The sequence below is a fragment of the Brevibacillus parabrevis genome, assembly GCF_003710905.1.
Classification (GTDB): domain Bacteria; phylum Bacillota; class Bacilli; order Brevibacillales; family Brevibacillaceae; genus Brevibacillus; species Brevibacillus parabrevis.
This window is the reverse complement of the sequence record NZ_RHHV01000021.1, coordinates 119,917-141,097: the sequence shown is the minus strand read 5'-3', so window position 1 is coordinate 141,097 and position 21,181 is coordinate 119,917. Positions and strand designations below refer to the sequence as shown.

Annotated in this window: 3 protein-coding genes and 2 pseudogenes; all 5 read right to left on the bottom strand. The window is 54.0% G+C overall.

Going from position 1 to position 21,181, the window contains the following annotated elements; translation table 11 throughout:
* Positions 1-39: 39 nt before the first annotated feature.
* Positions 40-1,371, bottom strand: a pseudogene (locus EDM60_RS29625) (amino acid adenylation domain-containing protein); the annotation flags it as partial.
* 168 nt (positions 1,372-1,539) lie between these two features.
* Positions 1,540-10,149: pseudogene (locus EDM60_RS25510) on the bottom strand (amino acid adenylation domain-containing protein); the annotation flags it as partial.
* Between the two features lie 7 nt (positions 10,150-10,156).
* Positions 10,157-12,796 (bottom strand): non-ribosomal peptide synthetase, encoded by a 2,640-nt coding sequence (locus EDM60_RS25505; RefSeq protein WP_122966463.1) that lies wholly within the window; start codon positions 12,794-12,796, stop codon positions 10,157-10,159.
* A gap of 28 nt (positions 12,797-12,824) precedes the next feature.
* The gene (locus EDM60_RS25500) at positions 12,825-19,490 is read right to left on the bottom strand and encodes an SDR family NAD(P)-dependent oxidoreductase (protein ID WP_122966462.1); all 6,666 of its coding nucleotides are present in this window, start codon (positions 19,488-19,490) and stop codon (positions 12,825-12,827) included.
* Between the two features lie 97 nt (positions 19,491-19,587).
* Entirely contained in the window at positions 19,588-21,180 is a 1,593-nt protein-coding gene (locus tag EDM60_RS25495; RefSeq protein WP_141254230.1) for a BtrH N-terminal domain-containing protein, read from the bottom strand.
* Between the last annotated feature and the right edge of the window lies 1 nt (position 21,181).

The window sequence follows — 21,181 nt, the reverse complement described above, 5'->3', positions numbered from 1 at the left end:
CAGCTTCAAGAGAGCCTGTACATCCACTTTTCCGTTGGCCGTCAGCGGCAGTTGCTCCACGACGATAAAATGATACGGTATCATGTAATCGGGCAAAGCTTTGGCAAGCCTGCTCCTGATCTCATTTATAAAAGCATCCCGGTCGTGCGGTTCGGTTTCCGGCACGAGATACGCATACAATCGCTTGTCTGCTTCTCCCGCCACCAGCACGACCGCATTTCTCACCGTGTCGATTTGCAGCAGACGTGATTCTACCTCTCCTAATTCTATTCTATATCCACCAATTTTTACCTGCTGGTCCTTTCTGCCCAAAAACTCAATCAGCCCGTTGCGGTGCAGTACGCCGTAATCCCCTGTCCTGTATATATAGCCGAATTGCGGATGATGAACAAAGGAGCGATTGGTCTTTTCCGCGTCATGCAGGTAACCGTCCGCAACCCCTCTTCCTCCGATATACAGTTCGCCCGGTACAGAAAGCGGGCAAAGCTCCATCCGCGAGTTGAGCACGTAAAACTGCTGGTTGGCTAATGGCTTTCCGTAAAAAATGCTCTTCCACTCGGGGCCAACCTCGTCGATCGGGTAGTAGATCGACCAGATGGATGCCTCGGTAGCCCCGCCCAAACTGATGACTTCCGCCCCAGGGAAGCTTTCGCGAATCGCTTGCGGCAGCGTGAGCGGAATCCAGTCGCCGCTCAGCATGACCAGACGAAGCTGCTCATCTCGCTGCTCGCCGCCGCGCTCCTTTTTCTCCGCTGCCACGCGATCCATGATTGCAGGGACGGAGTTCCAGATCGTAATGTTTTTCGCCGTAATCGTGTCGGCAAGCTGGGCCATGTCCTTTTGGTCTTTGACAAGCACGAGTGTCGCTCCGGCGGCAAACGCGCCAAAAATGTCATAGACGGACAAGTCGAAGCAGAGCGAAGATACGCCCAAAATCCGATCATGAGCGGCAACATGGAATTTTTGATTGATATCCTGGATCGTATTGCAGGCGGCTACGTGCCGAATCATGACTCCTTTTGGATTGCCCGTGCTTCCCGAGGTGTAGATCACGTAGGCCAACTGTTCCGGCTGAACAGCCGCAGCCTCGTATTTTTTTGCAGCATGCTCCAGCTCGTTCCGCTCGTAAAAGTCAGACTCAAGCACGAGCTTGCATTGGCTGTGTCTGCGGATGTAGTCCACACGATCCGCCGGGTAGTCAGGATCAATCGGCACATAGGCAGCGCCGCTTTTTAAAATGCCGAGCAAATAGGCAAAGGTGGCGATTTCCCGTTTGGCAATGACGCCAATCAGATCGCCGGGAGCGACGCCGATGTGCCGCAAGCAGCTCGCGACTTTGTTTGCGCGCTCGTTCAGCGCTTCGTACGTGATCTGCGTCTCGCCGTCCTCGATTGCGACGGCAAAAGGAGTTTGTGCCACAGTTTCCTCGAACAGCCCGTGCAACGTTTTGCTCGCAATGTCCACGGTGGTATCGTTGTACGCATCAATCGCAGCTCTGTCACTGGCGGATACCGAAGGCAACTCCTTTTCAGCCTCGTCGTTCAAGATCGTATCGATCCGGGTCAGGTACTGGGCGAACATCGTGTCAATCACTACAGGGTCAAACAACTCGCTGATGTAGTCCCAGTTGATGACGATGTTTCCGTCAAGGAGCGCCACCTGATTGTCGAGATAGACTTGGGAAGTTTGCGTGATGCCGCTTGTATCGCTTTCCCATTCGGATGTGTACTCCGCATCGTCAGTCGCTTGCTGGACAATGTCTTCATTTTCAAACAAGGCACTCGTAAACACGATGGGCAAGACAGCCTTGTTCCCCAACTCTCGCTGCTTGCTGATCTCCCGCATCACATCGATCCCGTCAAAATGGCGATGAGCCAACGCCTCCATCAGCGATTGCTGAACTTTTCTTGCCTTCTCCCAGAACGTATCCGCTGGATGCAGCCGTACCTCGACCAGCGCAACGGACGTAAAGTCTCCGACCAGCTTATCCACATCCGGGTGCAACGGCAGACGATTGAACAAGGTCAAATTCAGGCTAAAGTCCAGTTGATTGCTCCAATTCGCCAGCACTTCGGCATATGCCGTGCACAAAACCGCCGAAGGAGTCAAATTGTGCTTCTGGGCCGCCTTTTTCAAAACTTGCCAGCTTTCTTTGGCGTATCGCTTCGACTTTCTTTGGAAGTACGGGTTTTTGACGTGGGACGGTTGCACCTGCACCGGGATTTCCGGTGCCAGCGGAAAATCGTCCAGCTTTGCCATCCAGTATTCCTTGTCCTGCAAATACAAGCTGCTGGTCTTCAGTCGCTCGTAGCCGATCATGTAATCCCGGAAGGAAATCGATAATTCATCCAGCTCGTCCGCAGCGCCTTCATACAGCTTTTGCAGCTCTTTCCCTAAAATCTCCAGGCTGTACGCATCCATGATGAGCAAGTCAAAGCTGATGCACAGCAAACTTTCTTGCCCGTTCAAGCGAAACGCTTTGATTTCAAAAAGCGGCCATTGTCCCGGACGGAAAATCGCATGGGACATGCGCTCTCTTTCTTTTGCCAGAATCGCCGCTTTTTCTTCCTTGTCGCATCCTTGCAAATCGCGGATGTCGATAGCGTATTCGGGTATGTCTGCCAAAATTTGCTGGCGGGCATCGGGCAAAAAGATCGTGCGCAGCGCGGGATGCCTGCGGATCAACAAATTCAGGCAATGATTGAGACGCAAGATATCGAGCCTGGTGACAATCTCCTGATACGAATGCGTCGAGACTCCGCCCAGCTCGAAGCTGCTGCTTCTGCCCAAATAATAGGCCATTTGCACATTCGTTAACGGAAACGGTTCATGCAATTGGCTTGGTTCCGGTATCAGGGTTGGCAAGTCGGCTACGCGCTCTTCGTGGATCGCTTCGCGAATAAAACCGGCAATCGCCTCGATTGTTTGCAGTTCGATAAAGTCTTTGAACTGCATAGAGCATGCAAAGCTGTTGTTGATTTCATACACGAGCTGCATGATTTGAATCGAGTTTCCGCCCAGCTCAAAAAATCGGTCGCGGACGCTCATGCTTTCGCTGCGCAGCACGTTTCGCCAAATGTCGTACAGCTTCGCTTCCACTTCGTCCCTCGGCTCGACCAGTTCTTTTTGCTCTGCTGCGACCCCGGTTACCTCCGGAAGCGACTTCCGGTCGATTTTGCCGTTGATGGTCAGCGGAATCTGCGCAAGCGGCATGAACAAGGACGGAATCATATATTCCGGCAGCTGTTGGCGCAAATAGTCCCGCAGCTCCTGGCTCGTTACCGGATAGGCAGCCGTATAGTACGCGACCAGCAGCTGTTCGTGCTGAGCGTCCTGCTGGACATGCACCACGGCTTTTTCAACAGCAGGATGGGCATCGAGCAAATTTTCGATTTCGCTTTGCTCAATCCGGTAACCGCGTATTTTCACCTGAAAATCGGTTCGTCCCAAATAGTCGAGCAAGCCTTCCCGCGTCCACCTTGCCATGTCTCCGGTCGCGTACATTTTTTCGCCAGGTCGAAACGGGTTGTCGATAAACTTCTCTCGGGTCAGCTCTGGATTGTTCTGATACCCACGGGCCAAACCGTGCCCGCCGATATACAAAAGGCCAGGGACGCCGACAGGTTGCGGCATCAGCTCTGGACTTAGAACATAGACTTGAGTATTTTTGAGCGGTCTGCCGATGGTCACAGGCTGCGTCGCCGCCACTTCCTGAATCGTGGACCAAATGGTCGTTTCGGTAGGACCGTACAGGTTGTAGACTCGACCCTCCGGCAACAGTCGCACGGCTGCATCTGCCAACGGCTGCGGCAAAGCTTCTCCCCCGATCAGCAAGTAGCGCAGGCGACTGAGCTGCCCGGCCAATTCCGGCTCCGCCAGCAACAACTTCAAGCGCGATGGCGTCGTCTGCATCACGGTAATTTTTTCACGTCTGACCAGGCTTGCCAGCTTGAGCACATCTCGCTGGCAGTCTTCATCGGCAATCACCACCTGATGGCCTGTCAACAGCGGCAGGATGCTCTCCAGCCAGAAAATATCGAAAGAAACGGTCGTCAAGGATAAAAACTTCTCGTTTTCGCCGAAAGAAAGCACATCGGTCATGCCGTGAAGGAAATTGATCAAGGCGCGGTGCTCGATCAAAATTCCTTTGGGAAATCCGGTCGTGCCTGAGGTATACATGCAATACGCCACATCGGTGCTGCTGTTTTCCAGCGGCAGCCGTTCTTGAGGCTGCGCCGCAACGTAAGGATCGCGCATGTCAATGACCTGCCGCTCGCCTGCTGCCTCCACGGTCGTATTGGTCAAAATGACCCGGACACGGCTGTCCGCAAGCATATAGGCGACTCGATTGGCTGGCAAACTCGGATCGACAGGCAAATACGCGCCGCCCGCCTTGCCGATCGCCAGTAGTCCCGCAATCATGTCGCACGATCGGGTAGCGATGAGGGCGACGACCTGGCCCGCGCCGACGCCATGCGATTTGAGCGCATGGGCGAGCTGGTTGGCCCGCGCATCCAGTTCACGGTACGTCATCGTCTGGTTGTGGAACGTTAGCGCAGGCTGATCAGCGCATTTTTCGGCCATGGCTTCAAAAAGCTCATGCACCAGCAGTTGCTCGGGATATTCCCCTGCTGTCTGATTGAACCCGCTGACTAGCCGCTCCCGCTCGTCGGCATCCAGCAAGGAAAGCTGGCTCATTTTTTGTTGCGGCTGCGCGATCACATCTTGCAAAAGCTTTTGGAAATAGCGGATAAAACGGGTAATCGTTTCTTTTGTAAACAGATCGCTTGCGTACTCTACGGTAAAAAACAGCTCGCCTTCCCGTTCTTCGCCATCCAAGGTCAAGTCAAAGCGGGCTGTGTTTGTTTTGAACGAATACGGCTCGATTTGCAGCCCGGCAGACGAATGGTTCTCACCGCTCCCTTGACGGCTGACATTTTGAAACGCGAACATCACATCAAACAACGGGTTGCGCCCGAAGTCCCGGGAAAGCTCGATCTGGCTGACCAGCTCTTCAAACGGATAGTCCTGGTGCTCCAGGGCGTGGGACATGTTTCCTTTGATCGCGTTCAGCAGCTCGGCAAAGGTCATGTCGCTGCGTACGGTGCTTTTGAGCGGAAGCGTTTGAACGAACATGCCGATCACATTTTGAATATCGCTGTGATTCCGTCCCGAAGTCGGAATCCCTACGATAATCTCGTCCTGATTGCCGAGCTTCGCCAAAAGAACGTTCCATGCCGCCAGCAAAACCATGTACAGCGTCGCTTCATGGCTCGTGGCCATCCGCTTGATTTCGTCGGCTTGGCGTTGCGGGATGGAAAACATCTCCATGCCTCCGCGATACGTTTTGTAAGGCGGGCGGGAAAAGTCCGTCGGCAGGTCAAGCAGCGGAATTTCGCCGGAAAACATCCCGGTCCAATACTCCTGGTCCGCCTGGTGTCCGGCGAGCGTTGTCTTTTCCTGCTGCCACTCTGCGTAATCCTTGTATTGAACAGACAAAGCGGGAAGTCCAGAAGACTGTCCATCCTGCTGGTACAAAGCCGTAAACTCGTCAATCAAGATCGAGTTGGAGGTGCCGTCTGTGATGATATGGTGAATGTTGAAGACGAGCACGTGGCTTTGCTCGCTTTCCTTGAAAATGCCCACCTTCCATACAGGAGCAACGCCGAGATCAAACGGCTGTATCCACGCTTCGATGTGCGCATCGCTGATTGGCTCGTTGAGTTCTCTGTAGTCGGCAGGAAACGGGAACGGCTCGTGAATGACCTGCAGCAGCTCCCCATCAATGCGCTGGAACGAGGTGCGCAAGCTTTCATGTCTGCGAATCAGCTCGTTCAGGCATCGCTCCAATTTTTCGTAGGAAAGCGAACCTTTCACGCGCAACGCAATGATGTTGTTATACTGCTTGTTCGCTTCCTCCATTTGGCTGAGGAAATACAGTCGTTTTTGTCCGGAAGTCAAAGGATAGCCCGCTTTTTCTTGCGCCTTGGGAATCTGCGAGAAATCTGTCCGGTCCGCCCCGCGGATAAAGCAGGCGATCTCGCCAATCGTCGGCTTGTTGAAAAAGGTCGGCAGAGGCAGTTTGACATCCAGCTTTTTATAGAGAAGCGCAATCATCGTGATCGCCTTCAGCGAGTCTCCGCCTAGAGCGAAGAAGTCCTCGTCGCTCCTGATCGCTGCGATTCCCAATACACTGCGCCATACGTCCGCGATGATCTCTGTCAGCTCGGCTTCGGACAGCGTTGCGCGGTTGATTTTGGCGGGCACCAGCTCAGTCTGCACGGCGACTGCCGCTTCTTTTTCCAAAATGAACTCTTCGCTGAGCTGATTGCTTTCTTCCATTAAAGCAGGAAGCTCAAGGACAGAGACGATGGCCCGGTGAAACTGGTTTTCCAAAAGGTAGCGCAGCACTTCTACCCCTTGCTGCGGCGAGATCGCCTCTTCGGCAAATTGCCGCTCGTTGACTTGCCGATTCATGCTGCGGTTTTTTTCCATCGCGGTGACGGACATCCCTACCTCTGCCCAGTCGTTCCAGTTGATCGAAGCTGTGTAGCCAGCCCGTTTCTGCAAGCGATACGCGGCGAACGCATCCAAAAACTCATTCGCTGCGTTGTAGCCGACTTGACCGAATTTGCGCCCGTAAATGTAGTTGCCGATGGAGGAAAACAAGATAAAGAAATCGAGTGTGCGTTCTGCAAAAAGCGTATCCAGCACGATCGTTCCCTGTACTTTGGGCAGCAAGATCGGGTCGGTCATTTCCTTCGTCCTGCGCTGGATCACCCCTGCGTAGTCAGGAACCCCGGCCGTGTGCAAAACGCCAGTAATCGGCCCAAACCGCGTCTCCGCCTCACGAACTACCTTTTGCATGGCGGAATAATCGGAAATATCCACGCTGTAAACGTCGATCATCGCCCCGGCCTGTTCCAGCGACAGGATCGTGCGAATTTTGCCGGACAAGTGATGATCGGGCTTGTCCTCGATCCATTGCGTCCATTGCTCGCGCGGCGGAAAAGCAGAGCGTCCGATCAAGACGAGCCGCGCCTGATAGCTCTTCGCCAAATACTCGGCCAAGGCGAAGCCCATTCCGCCCAGTCCCCCGGTAATCAGGCAGACGAGCTTTTCTTTGAGCAGCGACAGCTTTTCCGGCTGTTTCACGAGCACAGGCTCGCGCACGGCTTCAATCCACCTGCTTTTGCCACGGAGCGCCACTTGCTTGTGCGGAAAATCAAACTGAAATTCCCGAAGCAGATTCGCCGCCAGCGCCATATGGTTACCTGTCTGCTTGTCGCCCGCTGGAAGCTCGATGTCGACCGTGCAAACTTTGCTGTTGGGGTATTCGTAAGGAATGATCTTGCTTGCCCCGAGCACGACCCCTTTCAGCGGGCAGATTGGTTCGTCCTGGGTAACGGAATACAGTCCGTTCGTCACGATCTGCAAGTGCATCTTTTTGCTGCCAGCCTTGCTCCCGATGTACCGGGCAAGCTGCAACAGGCTGTAAAAAAACTGCTGCTGGCTCGGCTCAACGGCCACCAGCTCCGGTTCGATTGGCGGCGTCACTGTCCATAGATAGCTGATGCAATCCGGTACCGTCTGCAAATCGTCCAGCAAGCTGTCCAACTCTTCCGGCTTTTGCGGATTCAGTCGATAGTGGGCAGACGTCACTCGCTGGTAGCGCTCGGCCTGCTCGACGATAATATACGTGGCGCCGCGCTCTTTCAGCTCGCTCGCCAGCGCTTCCCCCAAGCCAGCCTGATCCTGGAAAATGAGCCAGGTCGCCTCGCTGGCAATCGCTTTTTCTGCATAGGCTGGCAAAGCAGAGCTTTCCCATGCAGGCACGTAAAACCATGAACGGATGTCTTCCCTTCTGTGCGCCGCGCTGCTCTCGCTGGGCTGAAGACGGCTGGCGAACTGCCCGAAGTTGAACAGACTTTTATCCACAGGAAATTCCTGCGAGTCAAAGGCGTAGGTTGGCAAAGACACACGATTTCGCTCTTCGTGTTGATAATAGGCAGTCCAATTGATCTCCTGACCGTACAACCACATCGTTCCCAGCGCTTCCAAAATGGCGTAGGAATGGATGCGCTCCAGCCTGAGCTGGTGACCATAAGCCGCGACTTGTTCCATGCCAGGTTCCCCAGCCTGTGCCGAGCCAAAGATCAGGCACAGCCCATCCGGTTTGGAAACAGGGCGATTGCTTTCTGTTTGCGCAAAGTGGTCAAGCCGATCGCGACCCACGAGCGCGTGAATCGCATCACCAAAAGCAAGACGCCCCTCCAGGCACTCCACTAGCAGATTTCCTTTGCCGTATCCCCACATGCTTTGCGGTTCAACGCCCCAGTCTTTGAACAGTTTGGCAATCGCATAGTAGAGCGCAAAGCGCAAAGCTTGCCCGTGCTTCGGCGCGCGCAACTGCTCCGCGATGGACACAGCCGCCTGCCCAAACACTTGCTGATTCAACAAGCGCAGCGCTTGTGCCATTACTTGCTGGACGGCAGGCTCTTCCTGGCACAGATGGACGATTTCTGCAAGCTCGCCCTCCTCCCAGTTGTCTGCGGCAAAGTCAGGGAATACAAAAGCGACGGAAAGCTTTTCCTTGGCGAAAGCAGCTTTGGAATCTTGCCCGATAAAGCGGAGCGGCTGTGCCAGCGTCTGGTTGCAAAGCGCGATTTCTCGAACGGGAAAATGCTTTCGTCCCACCTGCAGCGAATAGGCAACATCTTCAAGACGTGCATCTGGATTAGCATGCAAGTATTCCTCAACATTTTGCTTATATCGCTCCAGGGCTTGCTCTGTTTTGGCCGAGAGCAACATCAGTTGCCAGCTTCGGCCAGCGCTTGCTTCCCGCACGGCAGGCGCTTCTTCGATAATCACATGGGCATTGGTTCCCCCGATTCCGAATGCGCTGATCCCGGCCCGCAGCGGCTCATGCGTTTTTTCCCACTCCGTCAGCTTGTCATTGATGTAAAAGCCTTTCTCAATTACGTCCAAATGCGGATTCGGGCTTTGAAAATGCAGCGAAGGCGGAAGCTGGCGATGCTTGATAGCCAGCACCGCCTTAATGAAGGAAGCGATCCCGGCTGCGCTGTCCAGATGACCGATGTTGGTCTTGACCGAGCCGAGCGCGCACGAGTGTTTTTGCGAAGGCTGATAGGCCAGCTCCAGCGCTTCCAGTTCAATCGGATCGCCAAGCGGTGTCCCTGTTCCGTGACACTCGATATAAGCGACGCTCTCTGGCGCTACTTCCGCTACCTTGAGCGCGGTGCGAATCACTTCCGCCTGTCCGATTGTGCTCGGGGCCGTAAACCCGGTTTTTTGCATACCGTCATTGTTGACAGCGGAGCCTTTGATGACGGCGTGAATCTGATCGCGATCATCGATGGCATCCTGCAACCGCTTCAATACGACGACGCCCGCCCCGTCTCCGCCGACAATGCCCTGTCCATTCGCATCAAACGCCTTGCATTTGCCGTCTGGCGACAAAATCATTCCTTCCTGATAGACATAGCCGCTTTTTCCTGGCAGCGTCACGGTAACCCCGCCAGCCAATGCCAGATCGCACTCGCCGTTCAACAGCGACTGGGCCGCCATGTGCACAGCGACAAGCGAAGTCGAGCAAGCGGTATAAATCGTTAAGGCAGGGCCTTTCAGGTTTAATTTATGCGCGATCCGCAGGCTCAAATAGTCCTTGTCCACAAGCTGGGTGGCAGCCCAGTGGCCGATCGCCTCGCTTTTTCCCGACAGGCTCATCAGCGCTTCCCACATATGGTTCGGGGAAGCTCCTGCGAACAAGCCGATCAGCTTCTGCTCGACCTGCGCGGCATAGCCGGCATCCTCCAGCGCTTCCCAAATGCACTCGTGAAACACCTTCATTTGCGGGTCCATAAGCTCCGCTTCCAGTGGCGTATAATCAAAAAAACGGGCATCGAAGCGATTCCCGCTCTCCAAATACCCTTTTGCCTTGACGTACTCTGCACTTTTGACGGCTTGCGGGTCTACCCCCGCCTCGATCAGCTCGGCTTCGGAAAACGTCTGGATGGAGTGCACGCCGTTTTTCAAGTTTTCCCAGTACGCCGTGACATTGCTTGCTCCCGGAAACCTTCCTGCCAGGCCGATTACGGCTATTTCCAGGCCATTGTATTCGTGTCCCATATCATCCCTACTTTTTTAACAGACGTAATTTTTGCAATCGGGCTTTTTTCCCGTCCTCGATCGAGTCGAGCCGGGCGTCGGCTTGCAGCTTCCGGGTAGTGACTTCTGCTTCCAGTACGTTTGCCAGCATGCTGATCGTCGGATAAGTAAACAAAGTCACGACAGTCACCTCTCGCCCCAGTTGATCCGTCAGCTCTTTGCTGATCTTGAGCACGTCAAAAGAAGTCCCGCCCAAATCAAAAATCGTGGAATGAATGCCGATGGAATCGGTTTTGAGAACCTTGCCCCAAACCTCTGCGAGCTGTTTTTCCAGCTCGGTGCCTGGTTGAACAACATCGCGCTTGCCGCTCTGTCTGAACTCCACCTGGAGCAATTGGTTGTCGTCCACTTTTCCATTGATCGTTAACGGTATTTTGTCGAGCAAAAGGATAAAGGACGGGATCATATAGTCGGCGACGCGCGTTTGCATATACTGCCTGATTTCCACCGGATCGAAGCGCTCTGCCTGTTCTTCTTTCATCACGACATAGGCGCAAAGAATTTTGCCGTCTTCCTCGATTTCCCGAGCCATCACCACAGCCTCTTGAATGCCTTCCATCGTCAACAGATGGGAGCGCACCTCATCCAGTTCGATGCGATACCCCCTGATTTTCACTTGCTTGTCCCTGCGCCCGATGTATTCCACTTCTCCGTCAGACGAATACCGCCCTAAATCGCCGGAGCGATAAAGCCGCTGCATCTGGCCGCCAAGCTGGCATAGCTGAAACCGTTCCGCTGTCAATTCCGGTTTGTTCAAATAGCCACGCGCGACTCCTTCGCCGCCAATGCAGATTTCACCGACGACACCTGTGGGCACGACGTCTCCTTGCCTGTTCAAAATGTGCAAGTGGACGGTGGAAAACGGCACGCCAATCCGCTTTTCATTCGAGCGAATCTGCTCTGCGGCAATTTCCTTGTAAGTCGTATGGACAGTCGTCTCTGTAATTCCATACATATTGATAAGCTTTGTTTCGGGATATTTGTCATGCCAGGCGGCGAGCTTCGCAGGCAGCAGAGCTTCCCCGCCAAAAATGACGTAGCGCAAGCAAAGCTTTTTGTCCGGCTGTTTCAGCTCTTCCTCGATAAACTGGTAAAAAGAGGAAGGTGTTTGATTCCAGACGGTCACCTGTTCTTCTCGCAACCGCTGTACGAGTTGCCGATAATCCCGCTTCAGCACGTTCGATAGCAGCAAAAGCTTGCCTCCGTGCAGCAAAGCCCCGAATATTTCCCAAACGGAAAAATCGAAGCCGAACGAGTGAAACAGCACCCACGTATCGTCGCAAGAAAAAGCGAAGCGATTGTTGTCATGAAAAAACAAGCGGACTACGTTTCTGTGCTCGATCATGACTCCTTTGGGCTTGCCCGTGGTTCCCGACGTGTAAATAATGTAGGCAAGCTGGTTCGGTTGGTGGATCGGCTCTAGATTGGCAACAGAATAATGATTGAGTCGCTCGTCGTCGGCAAAGATCACGTCAGCAAAACCGCTGGCCAACGATTGCGCTTGCAGTGTCACGACATAGGTCGCCTGGCTGTCTTGTCGCATGTACTCAACTCTGTGCGCGGGAAGATCCGGGTCAATCGGCAAATACGCGCCGCCCGCCTTCAATACGGCCAAAATGGCGACGATCATGTCCACGGACGGCGGCATCAACACGGCTACTATCGATTCGGCGGTTACGCCCCGCTCCCGTAAACAATGGGCCAGTTGATTCGCCTTTTGATTGAGCTGGTCATACGACAGCCGCTTTTGTTCAAACACAACAGCTGTATGCTGCGGATACGCCTGCACAGCTTCCTCAAAAAGCGACGAGATCGTCGCCTTTTCTGGAAAACGCACTGCCGTCTCATTGACCCGAGCGAAAAGCTCCTGCTCTCTCGCGGTGAGGATCGACAGCTCTTTCAGTGGCACTCGCGGATTGTCGAGTGAATGTTCCAACAAAATCGAGAGCTGTTCCACCAGCCGCTCGACCTGCTCTTTTTGGTAAAGCAAGGCATTGTAATGGATGCGGACACGCAGCTCGTCGTGCTGTCTGTCAAAAGCCAGAATGAGGTTGGACGAGGCCCTGTCCAAGTATGACAGCTCCTGAATGTTCGCCAAAATAACAGAGACGTCCAGAAAATCCGCAGGCTGCTTCGCATTTTTCAAGATCAGCTCAATCGGGTAGTTTTGATGCTCGATAGCCTCGGAAACGGTTTGCCTGACGTCCGTAATCACGTCAAGCAGCGGCATTTCGTTGGTGAGCGGAATGCGGATCGGCAGCACCGTATTGATAAACTCTTCATTCGCTTGCTGACGGTAGATGCTGGTTCCGAGCACGATATCCGTCTGCCCCGTGTGCTTCATCAGCAACACGGCTGTATAAGCCAGCAGCAGCACGTGCAATCTGCCATCGGAGTGGTTGCTGATTTGCACCAGTCGATTGGCGCAATGGCTCGGGAGGACAAAGTCTGCCGTCTCCATGCGCAGTTCCTCTGCTTTTGTGTCATGCGCTCCGGCAAAAAAGCAGCTTTTCTCTGCTGCGCCTGCCAGCTTGTTTTGCCAATACTCATATTCTTTTTTATACATGTCATTCAAATACGACACGTTCGTATCGAAATGACCTCCCATACGCTACCACTCCTATGCTCTCGATTGCTCAAAAGGCAAAATCGTTTCCATCTTCCAGCAACGCTTCTGCTGCTGCTTTGGCAAGTCTCGTATCCAACACAATCTCTTTTACAAGCACGTCGGGGTTGTCGACGACTTGCTTGGCAATGGCGAGAAAATGTCCCGCCATCGTCTCGATCGTCTTGCGGGTAAACAAATCTGTCGAGTATTCCATGCGCATTTCGATTTTGCTGTCGTAATCGTACACCCAGAGAGTCAAATCGAATTTCGCGGAAGGGTTGCGGAAAGGATAGGACTTCAACACAAGCCCCTGCATCGCGATCTCGGCAGGCTTGAAATCGGGCAGCACAAGCATGACCGTAAACAGCGGATGGGCGCTTAACTGGTGAGTCAACCCCAGCTTCTCCACCAAAATCTCAAACTGCACGTCCTGATTCTCGAACAGTTCCAAGCTCTTCTCTTTTACTCCGCTTACGTAATCTTCAAACGTGGCGGTTTGCTCCAGTCGCGAATAAAACGGCAGCACATTCGCAAACATTCCGACCATTTTTGCCAAATCGGCGTGGTTTCTTCCGGCGAGACTCGCTCCGATGATCATTTCCTCTTGCCCTGTATATTTGTGCAGCAAGATATGGAAAATGGCGAGCATGTTCATGAACAAAGTGGTCGTGTTGCGTTTCATGCCTGCTTTCAGCCTGGCCGTCGTCTCCTCTTCCAGATGGAACGTATAAATGTCGCCGCGATAGCTCAGCACAGACGGACGGGGAAAATCGGTCGGAAGCAATGCCTCCGGGAGCTTCCCTGATAGTTGCCGGAGCCAATACTCGGTTTGTTTGTCATAATCTCCGCGCTCAATTCGTTCATTTTGCCACGCGACAAAATCGGCATACTCCAACGAAACGGGGTCAAGCGCTTCCGGTTGATTGTTGTAGAAATGGATCAGCTCGTTTTGCAAAAGCGAAACCGAGATATTGTCGGCTACGATATGGTGGATATCAAAGAGCCACACGTATTTTTGCGCAGCGTAGCGGACGACTTTTACCCGCATCAGGGGCGGATGCCGCAAGTCAAACGGTTGCATAAACTGCTCGACCGTCTGCTGCACGTCCGATTCGGCCAGCTCTTGGTACTCCACTTGAAATTCGACCTCGTCTGCAATGATCTGCACCATCTCGCCATCGATGACGTCAAAGCCTGTACGCAAAATGGCGTGGCGTTGAATGACCTGCTCGAAGGCGTGTTGCAGTTTGTCCAGGTCGAAATCGCCCTCCATGTAGGTGATTTCCGGAATGTTGTAAGCGACGTTATCCGGCTGGACTTGCTGCTGAAAATACAGCCGCTTTTGCGCCGACGACAACGGGTAGTACGCTTGCGGCGCTGCTTTTGGAATCGCCGTGTACGCTTGTCCGTCATCATGCGTATCCGCAATGTAGCGGGCCAGCTTCTCGACGGTAGTTGACTGGAAGAAGACCGTGATCGGAATTTTGATGCTGCTGGCCTGGTAAATCCGCTCAGCAACAGTCAATACTTTCAGCGAGTCTCCGCCAAGCTCAAAAAAGTCGTCGTCGCGGGAAATGTGTTCATGGCCCAAGATCGCCTGCCAAATGCTCGCGATGAGCTTTTCCGCCTCCGCAAGCGACAGGCGCGGCTTGCTGGCCATCAGCGGCTCAGCAGCAGACTCTTTGCTGCTTTCAGCCAATGCGCTCACCCGCTGGCGCTTGTACGCCAAAAACCGCGCAGGCAAATCCACGGTTGAGACGAGCAGTTGACTGTAACTGGCGGCGAGCGCCGTATCGAGCAGCTGCAGTCCTTCTTCCACCGTCAAAGACGGGGCCGAAGTGACGAGCGCCGCCTCATCTTCTGCCTGTAAAGAAGCCGATTTCGTCTGCAACGGCAACTGCGGTTGCGGTTGTGACTTTGGCTGTGGCATCCCATGGCTATCCTTGTCCGGCTGATGAGCCGAGACGGCCGCCACCTGGTAGCCTTCGATTTCGACGATCCCCCGCCCCTGTTCATCCATAATCGTCAGGTCGAACTCGACGATTTTGCTGTCCGGCCGTGAAGCTGTCCGGCAGCGAATATGGCTGTACACTTTGGAGGGCACTTTGCCGTGGATTGTGATGTTTTTGTAAGAAAACGGTACGTATGGGCCGCCAACCGTTTCAGCGCGATTCATATAGACCAATGCCACGTCGATGATCGCCGGATGGAAACGATAAATAGCGGTATCCTCCGCAAACTCCGCTGGCAGTTCGATCAGCGACAGTCCTTGCGCTTGTGCAAACGTTCCCCAGCAATAGCTGTTCCAGCGCGGCCCGTATGTAAACTGGCTGTCGCGCAGATTGTTGTAGTCGCTTGGGCCGTACTGGCTTTGAGCGCAGACATCGCGAACAGCAGCGAGCTGATAATCGCGTTGTTGGCTCTGCCCCGCACCGACATAGCCGCGAGCATGGGTAATCCAGCTTGCCTCTTGCACGTCCGGGCAGCTTTCGATCGAAAAACGATAGCCCTGATTTTCCCGCAGCAGCACGGTGCGCACATGAACAGCAGCCCCGTCCTCAAGGAGAAGCGGCGTCAAAAAGAACACGTCCTGAAGGCGCATGGCTGCTTCCATGCCGGGATGCAGCGATGCGTAGGCGGCGCAGGCCATTTCCACATAGCTCGTTCCCGGCAATACCGCTCTGTCTCCTACCCGATGCTCAGCCAAAATCCAGTCTTTGCTCGTCTGAAAATGGGACAAAAACGTCGTGCGTCCTGTATTTTCTTTCACGGCGTACTGGAAAAACGGATGCGCCAACTTGTGGTACGAAATGCCGGGAAGCGCGGAACTGTCCGGACGGAATGTCGCCGAGATGCTGGCCATTCCGGTATTTTCCCACGTATCCCAGTTGATCGCCTGGGTGAAAACGCCGTTTTTCGTATTCGTCAAGGCAAATGCATCCAAAAAGGCATTCGCAGCGCTGTACGCTACTTGCGCGGGTGGAGCGATGACCGAGCTTAAGGAGGAAAAGAGCAACAGGAAGTCGACGGGTAGCGCCAACTGCTCAATCGCTTTTTGCAAGACCGCCGTTCCGTAAACTTTTGTCGCAAACACGGCTTCGCACAGCTCGCTTGTTCTGCGCTGGATGACAGCTCCATCGGGAACGCCAGCAATATGGAAGATCCCGTCAATTGACTGATTGTCCTCCATGATCTGGCTGAAAATTCGCAATATCTGCTCCTCGTCGGCAATATCCGCCTGATACAAGAAAAGCTGCTTCGCAGAAGCCTGCAGTTCCCGCAGCAACGCGATTTTTTGGCTGACCGGATCGTCCTCTCCGTGGAGCGCACGCCACCTGTCCCATTCCGCTTCCGGCAAAAAGTGCGAGCGATTGATGAGGACGAGCGTCGCGTGGTACTTTTCCGCCAAAAATTTCGCTACTTGCAATCCGATGGCTCCCAGACCTCCGGTAATGACGTACACTCCCCCGTGCTTGAGACGCTGGGAAGCCGGAGCGGCAGAAGCGGGCAGCTGAATTTGCTTGAAGGCAGGCTCCCAAATGTACGCATGGCGAATGGCCAGCACGTCAGCGAAGCTCTCCCCCATCCACTGTTGCAGCAAGCGAGCTACGCGCTGGTTTTCGCGGCGGTCGGCATCGATCAGCCTGCAACTGATGTTTTCGTACTCTTTGGGAATGACGCGAACCGGGCCTAGCAGAGTAGCTTTGGCTGGCACGACCGCCTCGTCTCCAATGACTTCAAAAACGTCGCTGGCGACGATATCGACGGCAATTTTCTGCTGGAGCCGGAGCTGTCCGATCGCTTTTGCCAGGTTCAATAAAGTGTGATAGCCAAGCCGATTCCATTGCTGCGCCGCCCGCTTGGCGTCGTCAGCGTCCACCTGCTGGTCGTAGCACCAAAAATGAACGAATTTCAAGGGCTGGTCAGCGGGTAGCGCCAGCGTTTCGAGCAGTTTGACCAGATCGGCGGGATTGTCCGGGTTTACCGTATAGGTCGCTTCCGCTTGCTTGGAGAAGCCTTCGCCTGTTTCGATGCGGACAACGGTGTGACCTGATGTCTCGATCTGCTCGATCCACCGGATCACGCTAGAGTTTTTGGTAGCGAAAACGACAAAGAGACAAGGCGCAAGCTCCCCTGCTGCCTCGTCGTAATCTGAGCGGGTCCATGATGGAATGTACAGCCAGTCTTCCCTGCTCTGCTTTACTTCCTCCGCCTTGCCCGCTGTTTGCGCTGGCGCTTGACCTTGCAGCAAATCGTTCAGTTGTTTCAGCTGCTCGGGGTCCATCCCGTAATTTTTCCGAGTAAACGGATAGGTAGGAAGCGAGACACGCAATTGCCCGAGATGCTTGTTCAGCTCGGCCCATTTGATCGGGCAACCTTTTGACCACAAATGACCGATCGCTTCAAGAAGACGCTGCTCGATACCGGAAGGGCCAGTCACGAGGGACAAAAAGGCGGGCTGACTTTCGGCTCCCCCTGCTGTAAGCCCTGTTCCTCCGCCTTCCCGCTCTGGGCCAAACAACAGATGCTGAACTTCCTCGGCAGCTTCCTGCCAGGCAACAAACGCCCCTTGTCCTTCACTGCCTCCCCCGAAGCGATTCACCCAGTAGTCAGGAAGCGTCACTTCGCGAGAAATCGTTTTCCCCGCATCGTAGGACACCACAGGGATTGATGGCAGCGAGAGTGGGACGGTGTGAACAGCTTCAAACAGCTCGCTCTGGAGAGCTTCCAGCAAGAACAGATCGCCTTCGTTGCCGCTCCATTCTTCCAATAGCTCGTCCCTTTTTCCCACAAGCAGCAACGCATCCTCAAAGGAAAACACGTCGGCGAGACACCCTGCCACGTACTCTCCGCTTCCGACTCCCGTGACAGCAGCAGGCTGTACTCCCATGCGGAGCAACCATTTGGCCGTGGCGAGCTGGAAAAGAAAAGGCAGCATCTGCCCATACCGCGTAGGAGCATCGAGAAGAAGCGAGCCTGCGGTTCCTTGCACTTCGCTTGCCTGTAGCAGCAACGCTTCAAATTCGTCCCGGCAATACGCACTTTGCAAACCAGCTTGGTAGAGCAAAGACGCTTCCTTCGCGCCCATCTCGGAAAACACAAAAGCAATCGGCGGGACTGCCTTTTTCGCCACCAGCCCAAAAGCTTGCGGCTCGTTTTGCTCAAGCGCAGCGCAAGCATCTGACATGGCAGCGCAGACTACATAGCGACGATGGGAAAAATGCGCCCGCCCCATTTGCAAGGTGTAGGCGATGTCGGAAAGCTCGGCACTTGGGTTCCTTTTGACAAATGTCACAAAGTCGTCCGTCGCACGCTCCAGCTCTTCCCGGGTCTTGGCGGAGAAGACAAGCAGCTTGCTCTCATGCGTTTTTGACTTGGCTGCTTGTCTGACAGGCGACTCTTCCAGCACCACATGCGCATTCGTTCCGCCAACGCCAAACGAGCTGACCCCTGCTCGCAAGGGGCCTGCCGAATGATCCCACTCTGTCGGCTGGTCCACCAGGAAAAAGGGGGTATTTTCCAGTTCGAGGTTTTGGTTCGGCTTGGAAAAGTGCAGCGTAGGCAGCAAGCATTTGTTGTCGATTGCCAGTACCGTCTTGATCAATCCCGCGATCCCCGCCGCACTGTCCAGATGTCCGATATTCGTTTTGACCGAGCCTAGCCCGCAGTAATTTTTTCTTCCCGTCTGAAAAGCCCGGGTCAGCGCTTTGACTTCGATCGGATCACCCAAAGCTGTCCCGGTTCCGTGAGCCTCGATATAGCTGATCGTCGCCGGATCTACTCTGGCCACGCGATGAGCGGCACGAATGACCTCGACTTGTCCGTCTACGCTTGGAGCGGTGTACCCGACTTTGCGGTTGCCATCGTTGTTGATCGCCGTTCCTTTGATGACCGCGTATATATGGTCGTTGTCGCGCAAGGCATCTTCCAGCCGCTTTAAAATGACCAGTCCGATCCCATTGCCCACCACCGTTCCGCTAGAGTCGGCAGCAAAAGCACGGCAATGACCGTCGGCTGACAAAATCATCCCGTCCTGATAGACGTATCCGTTTTTCAAGGGGCTGGTGATGGATACGCCGCCAGCCACTGCAAGCTCGCATTCCCCGCTGAGCACGCCTTGGCAGGCTACATGCACCGCGACCAATGACGTGGAGCAGGCGGTAAACAGCGTATAGCTCGGCCCTGTCAGATGCAGCTTGTAGGATACTCTCGTGCTCATCAAATCTTTATCGTTCAGGTGGGCGATCTCAAACTCCTCGGCCCCGTTATGCGAGCCTACCGATAAGGACAACGCCTCCCAGCGAAAGTGCGGGCGCCCTCCCACATATACGCCGACAGCGTCATTGGTCGTACCTGGCGGATAACCGGCATCCTCCAGCGCTTTCCACGTATGCTCGTGCAGCAAGCGGGTCTGCGGGTCCATATATTGGGCTTCGTTCGGGGTATAGCCAAAAAAGTTGTTGTCAAAATAGTCGCTCTCTTCCAGGTGACCTTTTGCGTTCACGAAGTTTTCCGCCTTGTACACCGCTGCCGGTACGCCCGCTTCTTCCAATTCTTCGTCCGAGAAAAAGGAGATGCTTTCCACGCCATTTTTCATATTATGAAAAAACTGCTCCAGATTTTTCGCACCTGGAAAAGCGCCCGACATCCCGATGATGGCGACTTCCAAGCCTGTTCTTGCGTTCTCGTTCATGGTTCCCCTCCTTTTCTCCCGGTTTCTTTTCCAGGCGGCTGGCCAAATCAAGCCAAAATTGCTTGTCCACCAAGGGTGGCGGTTTGACAAGCTATGCTTATCCCTTTGCCATCAAGGTCATGGCAAAAATATGTATATTGGGGCAATCAGGCAATTTGATCCGCAGCATTTTTCGGCTCGGATTCAAATAGTATTGCTGCACCAGCAGTCTGACCGGAAAATCGAGGATTTCCACCTGGCCCTCTCTTCGCGCCGCGCCCTTGCCTACCCATGCGGTTGTTTCCCCGAACATCGGCTCCATATACCAGTCGGTAAATTGAATCGGAATGTATCTGACGACGTTGTCCTCGTACAAAATCTCGATTCTCTCCGTGTAGCTCCCGCACTCTGAGCAGCCCAAGATCAGCAGGCTGGAATAGTAGCCTTCCGGGACGTTGATCTCTTGTCCCGCGCAGGAGATGTTATCGTTTCTGTTTTCCGCAAGCGCGGGCAGAGAAAACTCCATCCCGTTTACATTCCAGATCGGTTGCTCCGGCACATCCTCTAGCAAGAAAACCTCGCCCATCAGCGTCAAATCGGCGGTACAAGCAGACGCAGCCACATGACTGAACCCTTTGTTATTGCAGGAATCAGCCAGGTCGATGAACGTCATCCTGCTGTAGCCCGCACCCGCTTTCGATCGCTCGCGCTTGTCGTCCGCCAGATGATGGGGCCTCTCTCCGCAGATGTTTTGCAGTTGATCGGCAACCTTTTCCTCCAGTTCGGCAACCATCCGGACTTTGCTGGCCGCCCGCTGAATCAGCTTGCTGTCGCCCGATTGATAATACGCTTTCGTCAGCATGGACAGCACCGTGCTCCACTGAGCCGCCGAGTAAGTCAAGTCCTGGATCAGTGGAGCAAGGCTGTCTATTTGAAAGCGGTCATGCACATATTGCAAGGCAGAGGCAAAATGCTTTCTGCCGTTGCTGATTGCGTGCAAGATGGACAAGAGCGGCGACATCCATACTTGCTGCGAATCGTTAAACTCGCCAGCGACTGTTGGCAACTGCTGCAACACATCGGCAAACTCTCGCATCTTCTCAAAAGCAGTCGCCTCTCGCTCCCGATACAGCGTTTGTTTCAGCGCATACAGGATCGTCTGTTTCCAGTCGAAGGCTTGCTCATGTTCTGGCAGCTTGCGGAAAAGCGCGATCCCTCGGCACTCTTGCCGAAAACAATCCGCGATCGAAATCGTGACGTTTTGCCTTTCGTAAAAGCAATCTACCAGCGTATAAGTCTGGCTGGCCTTGTCTGCTCCTACGATCAAACACGTATGAATCGAGTGGTACTTCTGATAGCCGTGGCTCCACGGGCAGTAATAAGAATCCAAATCGATGGCAACCGGCCTTGATTCTTGCAGCTCGCTTTCCACCAAAGCGACTGTGTCCTGCAAGGATACACTCCCCTTAACAAAGATTTCGATGCCGTGAAGGTGCCTGAGTAAGTTCAACATGTCTCCGATGCCTGACGTAATGCTCTGGTACAGCTTCCCTGATTGTTTCCATTGCGTTTGATCAAATGCAAATCCCCACGATTCCAAAAACATCAAGGCGTAGTCACGCTTCCACCAAGTGGCGACGGTAACGATGGTGTCCTCTTTGCAGTTTCGTGAATCGTGGTGAAGGGGAATGATATCTAAGATTGCGCTCACA

Bases quoted from the DNA above. Each gene is read 5' to 3' on its own strand.
- EDM60_RS25505 (WP_122966463.1), bottom strand. From the start codon at position 12,796: ATGGGAGGTCATTTCGATACGAACGTGTCGTATTTGAATGACATGTAT.
- EDM60_RS25500 (WP_122966462.1), bottom strand. From the start codon at position 19,490: ATGAACGAGAACGCAAGAACAGGCTTGGAAGTCGCCATCATCGGGATG.